The sequence below is a fragment of the Sutterella sp. KLE1602 genome (assembly GCF_001578585.1).
Classification (GTDB): Bacteria; Pseudomonadota; Gammaproteobacteria; order Burkholderiales; family Burkholderiaceae_F; genus Sutterella; species Sutterella wadsworthensis_A.
The window spans coordinates 408-12212 of sequence record NZ_KQ968566.1 but is presented as its reverse complement, the minus strand read 5'-3'; the positions used below and the strand labels follow the sequence as shown (position 1 = coordinate 12212).

The 11805-nt window shown below is 51.7% G+C and carries 14 protein-coding genes; 1 reads left to right on the top strand and 13 read right to left on the bottom strand.

Annotated features, from left to right (window positions below):
* Positions 1-686: 686 nt before the first annotated feature.
* Positions 687-1988 (top strand): tyrosine-type recombinase/integrase, encoded by a 1302-nt coding sequence (locus HMPREF3036_RS09530; protein WP_062333985.1) that lies wholly within the window; start codon positions 687-689, stop codon positions 1986-1988.
* Positions 1989-2114: 126 nt separating this feature from the next.
* Here HMPREF3036_RS09530 and HMPREF3036_RS09525 read toward each other — a convergent pair whose 3' ends face one another.
* From HMPREF3036_RS09525 to HMPREF3036_RS12345, 13 genes are all read right to left on the bottom strand, one after another.
* Complete coding sequence (locus HMPREF3036_RS09525) at positions 2115-2741, bottom strand: hypothetical protein (protein ID WP_062333981.1); 627 nt, start codon at positions 2739-2741, stop codon at positions 2115-2117.
* 84 nt (positions 2742-2825) lie between these two features.
* Positions 2826-3191, bottom strand: a complete 366-nt coding sequence (locus tag HMPREF3036_RS11965) for a hypothetical protein (protein ID WP_156469813.1) — start codon at positions 3189-3191, stop codon at positions 2826-2828.
* Positions 3192-3260: 69 nt separating this feature from the next.
* A complete protein-coding gene (locus HMPREF3036_RS09515) occupies positions 3261-3494 on the bottom strand; it encodes a hypothetical protein (RefSeq protein ID WP_062333977.1) in 234 nt (77 codons plus the stop codon).
* A gap of 87 nt (positions 3495-3581) precedes the next feature.
* Entirely contained in the window at positions 3582-3890 is a 309-nt protein-coding gene (locus tag HMPREF3036_RS09510; protein WP_062333974.1) for a hypothetical protein, read from the bottom strand.
* A 69-nt stretch (positions 3891-3959) separates the two neighbouring features.
* Positions 3960-4340, bottom strand: coding sequence for a hypothetical protein (locus HMPREF3036_RS09505; RefSeq protein ID WP_062333971.1), 381 nt, complete (start codon positions 4338-4340; stop codon positions 3960-3962).
* Positions 4341-4453: 113 nt separating this feature from the next.
* Positions 4454-4861, bottom strand: coding sequence for a hypothetical protein (locus HMPREF3036_RS11960; protein ID WP_156469812.1), 408 nt, complete (start codon positions 4859-4861; stop codon positions 4454-4456).
* 153 nt (positions 4862-5014) lie between these two features.
* On the bottom strand, positions 5015-5299 hold the full coding sequence (locus HMPREF3036_RS09495) for a type II toxin-antitoxin system RelE/ParE family toxin (RefSeq protein WP_062333966.1): 285 nt from the start codon (positions 5297-5299) through the stop codon (positions 5015-5017).
* A 299-nt stretch (positions 5300-5598) separates the two neighbouring features.
* A complete protein-coding gene (locus HMPREF3036_RS09490; protein ID WP_062333963.1) occupies positions 5599-5865 on the bottom strand; it encodes a hypothetical protein in 267 nt (88 codons plus the stop codon).
* Positions 5866-5981: 116 nt separating this feature from the next.
* Positions 5982-7343 (bottom strand): toprim domain-containing protein, encoded by a 1362-nt coding sequence (locus tag HMPREF3036_RS09485; RefSeq protein WP_062333961.1) that lies wholly within the window; start codon positions 7341-7343, stop codon positions 5982-5984.
* A gap of 164 nt (positions 7344-7507) precedes the next feature.
* The gene (locus HMPREF3036_RS09480; protein WP_197457977.1) at positions 7508-7978 is read right to left on the bottom strand and encodes a single-stranded DNA-binding protein; all 471 of its coding nucleotides are present in this window, start codon (positions 7976-7978) and stop codon (positions 7508-7510) included.
* Positions 7979-8078: 100 nt separating this feature from the next.
* Positions 8079-9986, bottom strand: coding sequence for a vWA domain-containing protein (locus tag HMPREF3036_RS09475; RefSeq protein WP_062333955.1), 1908 nt, complete (start codon positions 9984-9986; stop codon positions 8079-8081).
* Between the two features lie 98 nt (positions 9987-10084).
* The gene (locus HMPREF3036_RS09470) at positions 10085-11416 is read right to left on the bottom strand and encodes a DUF3150 domain-containing protein (RefSeq protein ID WP_062333950.1); all 1332 of its coding nucleotides are present in this window, start codon (positions 11414-11416) and stop codon (positions 10085-10087) included.
* A gap of 195 nt (positions 11417-11611) precedes the next feature.
* A partial coding sequence (locus HMPREF3036_RS12345) for a hypothetical protein (protein WP_231853619.1) occupies positions 11612-11805 on the bottom strand: 194 nt, incomplete at its 5' end.

The window sequence follows — 11805 nt, the reverse complement described above, 5'->3', positions numbered from 1 at the left end:
CAATGTCTGCAAAGCTCAATTGACCATTAAACAATTCTTCCATAGCGTTACAAGATCGTAAACGTCTACACAATAGAATTATACTATTTTGATGGCAAAAAAACACCATTTTTTGACGTTGCAAAGAAAAACCGAACGGAACAATTTTGTTCAATTCGACTCGGGAACAGGGGTTTTGAAGAGCTTCCTTAGTGTGTATTTTTTCCGCTTTTAGGAAGAGAACTGAGGGCAGGCACGCTCTGAGGAACGCTGCCGAAGGGCGAACCGTCCAGATGATATCTTGTAGAAAGACTGTTCTTTTTCGAGTACAATCTCATAATAATAAAAAAGCTCCCGAAACAGGAGCTTTTTATGTCGCACAGTCAAGCCACAGCGTACGTCAATAAAGTCGAAGACAACTGTACATCAACCCTTTGCAACGCCCCAGACGTCGCCCCAGTCACCTGTAAGGGCGCCCTTTGCATAATCCACGACTTTATTTTCGAAAAAATAGTATCCAAACATTTTCGAGTTCCGATGCGGTTCTCTTCTCGGCCGCTTTCGCCTGTCTAACAGGCTTACCCCTTGTATCATCACTTTTGAGTTCTCCCTCCGTTCTCCTGTGGCATTGATGGATCATCGAAGTCCTGTGGGGCAATCTGAGGGGGCACGCCATCAGTCATCCGTTTTGTTGGAGAGATTGAGTTATGTACACACTCAAAGAGATGAGAACACTCCCGCCCGGGAAGTATCGTCTGGAAGACAACCTTTACCTAATCGTACGAGACGCTCGTCGCTACATTTCATTCATCTACACGTTCGCACAGAAGCGACGGGAGATATACCTCGGCGCTCTTTCAAAAGAAGTTCTTACAGTAGCTAAACAGAAGGCCGCCCAATGCCGCCTGTTGCTTATTCAGGGACTAGACCCAAAGGAAGTTCGCGACGACAATAAAAAAGAAATTGAACGTAAAACCGTCACATTACATGAATATTATGACAAACTACTCCCTATCATTTTAAATGCAAAACAATTGCACGGAGCAAATTCAAAACGCAAATATACTCATCTGCCATACACATACATTATGCCGGTCTTGGGCGATATGCCCATTGCCAAGATAACAACAGAAGACATTGCCGACTTTCTCAAACCTTTGTGGATGAGAATACCCCCTACAGCATTAAAACTGCGTCTTGTACTTGAATCTATTTTTGCTTATGCAAAAAAAGAAGGATTATATAAGGGCGACAATCCTGCTGTTTTTAAACAAAACTTGGATATGTATCTTCCTCCTTATGGAAAAATACATGAAACACAACATCAACGCTGCACAACAAATGAAGAGTTACAGCACTTTCTCAAACTTATGGCGGTATGGCATTGGTGGTTCCCTGAAGCATTACTTCCATTGATGATCATGCTAACCGTTGTATTAGCGACGAGAGTCAATGAATGTTGCGACCTCTCTTGGACAGAAATTAATTTAAACAACAACACAATCGTCTTGCCAAAAGAGAGAAAAAAGTTCAAAAAGGGAGATCCTTTTATAATTCCACTCTCAAAGCAAGCCCTTTGGATTATTAATGAAATACGAAATCTCAATACCAATTCCTCAACGCTCATTTTCTTAAGAAACGACGGCACTAAACTACACAAGGACAATGTTCGCAAATTCATGGGAACGGTTTGTACCAGTCTTCATGGCACGAGGTCTAACTTTAGGAACTGGTGTGCGCGCAACAACATCTCGTCCGAGGTCGCCGAATTGTCACTCATGCACGCCGTTAGCCCTAACGCCACCACGCGTTCCTATTTGCGCGACGACTTCATGGACATGCGCATCGAGGCGATGCAAAAATGGGCGGATTACATATTGCCTATGGAGATTCTGACAGCATCTTTTCTCACGGATGTACAGAAGGCCAAACTTAAAGCCGTTCCTTACCACGAAAAGGGCAGAGGTTGGGTCGGGCTCTATAGAGATCAATGGAATCTCGGACTTTAAAACGTAGCGGTCCCCAAAAACGCCAAAAGGCGCATCACCGCCCTTTCGGGAAGTGTGCGCCTTTTGAGCAGGCAGTTCTTGCGAACTGAATCACATGGCGACAGTGTCAACCTCTCCGTTGGCCACTTAAGCCGCTAGAGAAGTTGTTTTCGTTGCCAACCGGTAGACTTGCTCGCACTCGAAATCCCACTCGGAATACTTGATGTCCGGATACTCGGACATCGCACATTCAAGAGCTTCTTCGGGACTGAGAAAGTTTGCCATTGAGAACGAATCACCATCTTCAAACGTTACGATAGCTTCATAGATCCAGCCATTGAGAATGCCCGTCACGCGCTCATTGAACGCGTTGCAAAGCGTCTTGAAGACAAATGTCTTCGCATACGTCTTGCGGGGCATGGCATCGAGCCACTTGTCGCGAGGAACGATGCAGATGCCACAGCACGCTGAATCCCAACTCCGAGTCGGTCGCGTCTGATGAAGTCTAAACCACTCACCGGAATGGCGACCGAACTCCATGAAGAAGACGTGATCCCCTCTGCGAAGGGCTTCGAGATGAGCTACGCGCACAACAGCGTCGTCTTTTGCCGTCTCAACACCAAAGATCTCTGCAACAGAATCGTTGCGCGTGTAGATTCGAAGGCCGAAATACACGACATCCTGCATTGCAGTTTCGTCGAAGAAATCCTGATATTGAACGGAAATTTTCCGGTTGCGAGTTGCATCGTAACGGATGTACTGACTATCAAGCATTGTGTTCTCCTTTAAGGAATAAAAAAGGGGAACGCCTGCCCCTTGGGGAAGAAGTTCCCCAGAGGGTTGCAAGAAAGAAAAGAATCAGAACTCAGTCACAAACGGACGGAAGGCGTCAGCCAGTTCGTTGTACGCACTTTGGACGGCATCCATGTCATCCAAGATGTCGCGGATGTGATACGGGGCACCGTTGGCACCATGACCATCCGGCCCGATCCAGAGGCTGGCCTCGTAGTCGGGGTCGAATCCATCGGCCAGCGCGACAACCTCCTTGGCGAAGGCGTTGAAGCTGGTGACGGACACGATGATCTTGGCGTCGTAGAACGAAACGCTTGGCGTCAGCTCGAATTGGAGCTCGTCATCGTCCGTTGCGGACGGCATGACGATTTCCCAATGATCGAGCTTGTCGACGGCGGCCTTGATCTGGTCGAGTTCTTGAAGTTGGAACATGATGTTCTCCTTTGGGAAAAAAAGGGGAACACCACCCCTTCGGGGAAGCATTCCCCAAGGGGTGATAAGTTAAACGAGTAGCAACTTGTGCCCTCGGTACAGACGTTCGGCCTCCTCAATCGCCTCTACGAGACGTTTGAAGGGTCCGATGACATCGAGCGACCTCCACGAAATCGAATCCGGATCTTTGACCTGAGACTCAACTTCGAAACCGAAATCACCTTCGTCGACCGTTTGCACCGTGATGGCCCAAAGCGTTCCGTCGGATTGCGTTTGCACGCTTTCAGCAACGACTTCAGACATTTTGAGATACCTCCCAAAGAGAGAGGAGACATCTCGCCCGCACGGGGATTGATGTCCCCATAAGGGTTGAAAAATTTGCTTTGGTCGTTAAACCCAAAACATGTCAGGAAGACTGGTCGAGTTCTCATGATCGAGATCGCCGTCCTCGCCGCGCACGATGAGTTCATGCGGAACGCCGGCAATGAAGTCTTGGATGACCTTGACCTCATCGAACTCCGGATACCATTTGACAGCGTCCCAGATCAATTGAACCCAGTCCTTCCCGTCCCGACGCGTGAACGTCTTGACGTCATCGGCATAGGCGACGTAGTCGCTTTTGCATACGGAAGAAAGGGCTTGAAGTCTGGGAAAGTCGTCCTTCTTGAGGACGAGTGAAACATCCGAGTAGTAACCCATGATGCGACTCCTGGAAAAGAGGGCCGCATCTCCGTCGGGGATGTGGCCCCAACGGGTTGAACAAAAAAATCAGTCGTGAATGTAGGCGGCAATGTCGGCAGATACGACTTCGAAGAACGTCGTCATCACGCGCACTAAAGCAGCGAGCGCGATGAGATCGTCGCGAAGCCGACGCTCGATGAGCGAATCACCTAGCTTCAGACCGGACGTAGCTTTGAGGATGGTTTCTGCAAAGCTCCAATCTACCTGCATCGCGTCGTAGGTTTCCCAATCGCAATCGTGATTGAGTGCGACATCGAATGCCTCAGACTTCTTTGCAGCCGCCACAGCGCCCATTTCAAAGTCCTCAACCCAGCCCGAAATGGTTTCGAGATGGGCATGTACGAGAAATGAGAGTGACGCTAAGGGCGTCTCGTTGTTGGCAGGATTGCAAAAGTCAACTTGAACCATGATGTTCTCCAAAAAGAAAAGAGGACACCATGCCCGTGCGGGGATTGATGTCCCCGTCAGGGTGGATAGGAATGACGACTACCGCTCGTCTGAGCGGCATCGTAGTCTCGTTTTCAAGGCACTCGGAAGAACGGTTGATCCAATTCATCCATTGCGCCATAGCCCGCAGCGTCGATGGCATCGACAGCTATTCGTGCCTTCTGCCGGAACTCTTCGACAATCCTCTTGGCAACTGGATGGCTGTCAAGTTGATCGAGCAGAGTTTCAGCGAAATGGCAATCCCAGATCAGGCGATCCCAGAGAGCGTGACTCACGTCGACGGGCGGCAGGCGGTTGCGAAGCTGCTTGAGAAAAACAGGATCGCGCTTGCCGTACTCGTCTTGAGCCAGAGGCGTCAGACGACGCAGGTCATCGAACAGCATAGGTTTGACTTCCGCTTCGGAAGTTTGGACAAATCTGTCCAGATCTTCGAAGAAGAGCGTACAAACGCGCTCGAACTCACGGTAGAGTTCTTCTTTCATAGTGCTATCTCCAATGGAAGGGGATACCAATCCCTATAGGGAAGGCATCCCCATAGGGTTGACAAGAAGGATCCCCGCTTGCGCGGGTCGAACGCATGACATTGCGTCCGAAACAAAGATCGGCTGCGAAATCAGCAGCTTCTCTCTGTTGGGTTAGTGATACTGGACATAATCCAAATCACAAATCTCACCGTTTTCAATCCGGAAAATCAGACGCCAGCTTGCGTTGACCTTGACCGCATAAAGTTCGGTTTGAAATTTCAGCTTGACCGAGTGAAAACCAGGGACCTGTTTCAGGTGTAGAGACGAACCGCCGCTAAATGACAACTGCGCGAGCAGTTGATTGAGCTTCGGCGCGTGCTGTGCCACGATGCCTGAGGTGTCTCCGGTTCTCGCAAACCGTTCCAGACCGGGGTGCAGAAATGAACGTATCGCCATTCCTCACCTCCGTTTGAGTCGGCTCAAACGGTTGAGCATTTCTGCGCAACATCGAGCCTCATCCAAGAGCGGTTCCCTGTTAACGGACGCGTGCAAAATCAGATTGCGAATTTGGTTCGCAAGCGTTTTGACGCGTTCGATGCGGCAGGGATCGGTTTCAAGCCTGAGAAGTTCGTTCGAAAAATCTCGAACGGATTCTCTGATTGCTACTGCACCAGTGCATTGCATCATCAATCTCCCTTGATACGTCTCCCGTCGTCCATGGGACGACGAAAGACGGTTTCGACAAGAGTCGGACTTCAGGCTTTGAGCGTATGGTTGTACGCGATGTGAGCCAGTCTGCCCGCCGCATTGCTCGCTTCGGCCAAGTCTTCGGAGTCCTCGTTGTCGAGGCTCGCGATGAATTGATCGAGGAGATGGCGGTTGATGATCTGCGCTTCAGCACTGATGAGCGCAAGTTCATGACGATGATCCACTTCCGGTTCGGCCTTCAAGCAACGTTCGAGACGTGCCGAAAGGTTTGCGAGAAGCTTGGAGTAGTCATGATGATTCGTATTGAACGACATTTTGGTTTTCCTTTTTGGAAGTTGCCCAGCGAGGAAAACCCATCTTCCCTACGGGAAGTTGGATCTTCCCGTTTGGGTTGATGATGAAAGTGAAGCGTCCTGCCTGAAGAATTCAGTTAGAAAGATTCACACGTGAGCTCGCGATAGAAAGGAAAGGCCGACGGTCCACGAAGTCTGATGACGTCGTTCCAATCAACCCCCTTTTCATTCAACACGAGCATGTCGGGACTCGGCAGACAAATGACTGACGGAATCCCGGATTCGAGGAGACGGTCTCGAAGCTTGATTGCTGCGTTCTGCCCCGTCTGCGACTTGTCCCTATCCGCGAAGATAAAGACAGCCTTGACGGCTTCCGGCAGTTCGACAGCAGTCATCCCATGCGCAGAGATGGAGGAGACACACGGATAGCCGGTAGCCACTGCGACCGAAAGAGCCGTTTCGACTCCTTCAGCAATGCAGAGAATGCCGTCCTCCTTGTTCACTTCACCAAAACTGATGAAGGCCCCATTGATGGTCTCACCCTCGGGCAGAGCCATCAGCTTCTTGGCTGGACCGTAGCCCGCCAATTTCACGCCATCCTGAGTTAGGTAGGTGCGGTGCAGCGTGATGAGTTTCCCCTCCACGTTACGAACCGCACAGACCATGCAGGGATACTTCCCGACAGTCTTTCCGTGCTCATCCACATAGGTCTCAGCGGGCAGAAAGCGCATGTTTCTGAGGATTCTGGACCCTCTCGCAGGGGTGATCCCGCGATTGGCCAGATACGTCAGAAGCGGCTTCTGAGACGCCTCATACGAGCGAACAGGATTGGCAGAAATCCATTTGTCGTTGATGGCATTCGCTCTGCGAAGTGCCTCATCGTTGGCTTTCTGCGCCTTTTCCTCAAGCTCGCGGTCCGACGGCATCTTTCTTGCCGACCAGAGCTTTTGCTGGCATTCCCGGCCTTTGTACGTGAACGTACGCGTGCCGAGCAAAGAAAGACGAGCGTTATCTCCAACGGCGAGTTCGGATTCAGCGCAGGCTCTTTGCAGATCCTTGCCCCAAAGTCTCCTCTCTGTGCCGTCTTGGAGATTCAGCACGACGTTGAAACAGGAACTGCCGCTCTTGAGCTTGCTCATCCCGATGAACGTCACCTTGCCGTCGATTGTTTCGATCTGAGACTCCGGCGAGATGCCTTCCGGCACCCGCAGAAAATCGTTGACCGCCTTCAGCGCAGTGAAGAAGTTCCAGCTGTTGACCGCCATCAGAATATGAATGCCGTCAAATGCTCCGCAGGTATTGCAGATGCAACTGCCGGACACTCTATAGTCCTTGAAGAATCTAAAGCCGTTTTCTCCGCCGTGGATCGGGCAGGCAACGTGGTTTGGGGCGGCTTTGAGTGCTGGTCGGAGTGCGGGAGCAAGACTGCTCAACACTTCGTCCCAACGCCCGGAGGCCGCCTTCAACACCACTTCAGCATCTATCTTGTACTGTGACATTTTTCTCACTCTCTTGAAAAGAATTGAGTCGATTCCTTCAAGAGGCGTGGCACCCTTCAAGGGATGTCAAACCCCTGAAGGGAATCAACGAAAAAAGGGACACAGTGATGCCCCTTCGGGGATATGCGTCCCCAAAGGGCAATCGACCTACGGTCGATTTGAAGTTAACAAGGGATCTCGTCTTCGGAGACCATGCCGGAAGACGCGGCGTAAACCACTTCATCCGGCGCTCCAGAAGCCTGTGCGGGCGCACCGGCAGTTCTGGCGGTCTGAGCTCTAGCCGGAGCCTGAGCCTTGCCCTCTGCAAGAATCTGCACGTCCTCGACGAGGATCGAACAGGTCTTGCCCTTGTAGCCGTTCTTCAGTTCCACTTCGCGATAGTTGAGGCTGCCCTGAAGGCTCACGACCGTTCCCTTGAGAAGGGCGGATGCGAGCTTTTCCGAGCGGGGACCGAACATCAGGCAGTCATGCCAAGTCGTCACCGTCTGATAGCCGCCGGTCGCCTGCTTGACAGACGACTTGGTGGCAACCGAGAAGGTGAGCATGGCGGAACCAGACTTGGTTTGACGGACCTGGGCGTTGTGACCCAACACACCAACCAGAATGACCTGAGCGAAAGAACGATAGTTCAACATTTGAAACTCCATAGTTGAAGATGCGGGGAACTTCACCCCCATGGGGATCCGTTTCCCCACGGGGTTAAAGAAAGAAAAGACCGCGACTCGAAAAGGAGTCTCAGTTGTTGTGCAGAAGAACCTGCTTGCTGATGTTCATCAAGGCATTCTGAAGTTCAGAAAAATCCTTGATAACAGCACTGATCGGGAAGGCCTCACTGAAGAAATTTGAAGCCAAGTGTTGGCCTACACCGATGCCGACGAGCGTCATGCCGCTTTTGGCCACTTTTGCAAGCATGGTTCTTGCGTTTTCATTGATACACCCATCCGTCACGACGATGATGATCTTTCGATGCTCATGTCGCTTGGAGAGCTCGACACACGTCTGTACGAGGGTTTCCGCCAACGGCGTACTTCCCCCAGACGTCAGTGAGCCGATGCCGTGTGCATACTTTTCCGGCTTGCTTCCAAAGGGGATCATCGTGACGCACGCTTCTCCCCTTTGGCCGATGCACCCTGGAAAAACCGTGAGCGCCGCTTTCGTCTTTGGAATCGACTGCATGGCATAAATCAGTGCCAGTGCAGCACGGATGGCCATGTCGTCTGCCTTACCCACCGAACCCGAAAGATCGAGGAGCAGGCTGACCGACGTGTCAATGGCCGGCACTTCCTCGCGACGCTCAAAGATCTTCGTCGATCCCGTCGTCAAACGAGATAGACGCGAGACTTGGATGCGACGTCCGGAATTGGCCGTGTAGACACCTTCGCGTGACTTGGCTTGAAGGATGCCGAGGAGCGCTCTGCGAGCGACCACGCTGTCCATCTTCGCCCTTGCAAGTCTTTCATTGCCCTTTTTCAAGGTTTGTCGATTTTCCATCGACGGGATGTAAGTCATCGGCGGCACAACCTTGCCATAAGTTGTCGGGCTTGAACTGCCACAACCTGCAGCATCGGGGTCATCTTTCTTGAGCTCATTGAGCTTTTTCTGGATCGCCTTCGACAAATCGAACGACTCGTCGATGCGGCAACGATTGCTCAAAGTGCTTGTAAGAGACCGCTCGATTTTTTTTGTGCCCTTCTTCTTGCCTGCTCCAGCTTTGTCATCGGTAGTGGCGGAGCCATTCTCCCCGCTCTGCTGTTGTTCAGCCGAGCTTGATGAATTGCCGTCGCCATCATTGGATTCAGCAGACGAATTTGCATTCGACTCCTGACCCGAACAACCTTCCTGAGAACCTGCGCAACTGTTGCCGTCGCCAGAGTTCTGTTGGGAAGAACCGCCGTCCGAGCTTTGAGAGGCATTGGACTGGCCGGATGAACCTTGCTGTTCACCGGCTTTGTCGTTTTCCGAGTCCTCCTGCCCCGAACCCGACTGTCCGCCCTGTTGTGCATCCTGCTTCATGTCGTCCAATTTGGACTGCAAGAGAGCAATGATGCGGTTGACGCACTTGATTACGTCGCGGGTGGATGTCAGTTTCGGGAAACATTCGAGCTCCTTATCGACAGCCTTGGCAATGTCTTCGCCGAAGAATTGGACGAACTTGTTGCGCACGGCGTCCGTGGTCGGCGTGACCTCCGGGTGGTACGACTGTTCACAGCGGAGCAGAAGGTACATCCCCAGTGCGGTCGGCGCATTCCACTTGTACTCGGGTGAGCACATTTCGACCAATGCCGATTCATGAGCCTGATCGAGGAGGAATCTCGCACCGGCATACTCCTTGCAAATCAGTTTCTCAATGCGTGCGTCCTCGATGCAGTTGAGCAACGAAAACGCAATGGGACACTGTGCAAGCAAGTTGGACAACTCGCTGTGCTTAAACATCTTCGTGAAGCGAACATGAGCAGCCTCGTGAATGAGGAAACCCAATAGTTCGTTGCGTGAGATGTCGCGCTCATCGAGCGTCGCAGGCAACGTGATGGTTTGACCGTCGGTCTTCGCACAGTTGCCTATGCAGACTTCGACGCCAAGCTTGTTACCGATAATGCCAGCGGTAATGGGAAGGCTTTTAAGAAAGTCAGATTGCATTCTCATGGTTATGAACTCCAAAAAGGAACCCGCACCATTGAGAACACACCCCGCGGTTGCGAGAAGGTTCTCGCAAGCGCGGGAGGTTGTTGAACAGCTTTTCGTTAGAAAGCCGAGAGATGGATGACGGGCGGGGCCGGCGGGACATCTTCGTCGAGCATGTTTTCCTCAACAGAATTGGTCGAAACCTCTTCAGTCGATTCTTCATGTTCGGACTCGGACACCTTCGCTTCTTCGGAAGGCGATCCGAAGAAGGAAGCCAGCACGGAATCCACATCATCCAGTCCGGTCGGGTCAAGAACAGTCGCTTCGGGGGCTTTTTCAGCTTCCTTGGTCACTTCCTCAACCTTTGCGGTTGCCTCAGTTTCTGCAACAACATTCGTCGGTGCAGTCACTTCGGTCTTTTCATCGGCAGTCGGGGTCATCACAAACATCGAAGCCGTCTCGGGCTGCGAAGCAACGGGCGTTGCATTCAACAGTACGGGATCAGGATTCGACATCGGCATGATGGTGGTCCCAAACGAATTGCTGATGTATTGGTCGAGCGTCAAACGACCGGTGGCGACCTCATTGAGGAGTGATTCATCGCACATCAGACCCAACGCCCCCGAAAGGATGTTGAACTGCTGCATCGAGAATTTTCCCTTGGTCGGCATGATCGCCAGAAGACGATTCAGAAGCTCAAGCAACGGACGAACGCCGCTGTTGAGGAACTGAAGACTCGTGAGCTTTTCACGCATGACCTTCAGGGTCGAGAGGGTTCTCTGAGAAAGATCCTCTGGTTGCTTGCCAACAACCGAACGATGGAGAAGCAACTTTGACCGCTTGGAAATGTCGCGAAGCACTTCTTCGAACAAACCGCCGACAGTTCGATTCAGAGAACCAGTTTTGTCGATGGTTGCGTTCACCGGCATGAACTGACAGAGTGAGAAGTCCGCATTGATGCGCTCTGCAATCACGACAGGACTTGGGACCACCATTCTCGCGGCAAATGCCGGATTCTGATTGATCCATTCCTGACAACGCTGAGGCATGTCCCGAACGAACTCATCGCGCTTGGCGTTGTAGTCCTCGGCAATGACTCTGATCGCATCCGCCACTTCCTGGGCCTTGTCGACTGGAATGGCATAGCCCTTGCAGAACGGCAACCCATTGTCATTCAGAACCGTTTCGGCGCGCTTTTTGAGCGTTTCGAAAATTCTCAGATGCTTCGGGTCGATGACTCTCTTCTGGCCGTAATTTGCCGTCACTTCGTCAGGCGGCAGCGTACCGTCCTTGATCCCGTCCGAATAATCGGCGCGAGTCATGGCGACGGAACCCGTCCACTGTCGGAAGAACAGGTAAAAAATCACCAAATTCTTAGTCAGATAGTCCTGGGGAAGTGCTACGCAGTTGGCGGCGGCTTCACTCGTGCTCGTTTTAACGTTGTTCGACATAATGTCCTCCTTAAGGATTAAAAGAAACCCTTCAGGGGACACAATTCACCCGTAGGGGAATGGTCCCCTGTCGGGCGATTGTGGATTCGGAGCCTGCGATTTAACGCAGAGCCACCTTGTCCGTAGAAAAAAGAGTGCGAGATCGTGCTTTATCAACACGATCCCGAACGGTTCACAAATGCCTTGCGGCTGCGCTTACCGTCTTGTCACCCTAATGACAACTAGTACCAGCCCCACCAGAATCCACCTTTCGGGGATGTCCAGCAAAAAGCCGTGTGCTATGATGTCAGTAGAGATTAGCGAGGTGATTGTGAGTTTCATCGCTATCTCCTTTTCCAAGACCCGCTGTTTACCAGACAGCGGGTTTTGTTTTACACCCTCCGAAATCG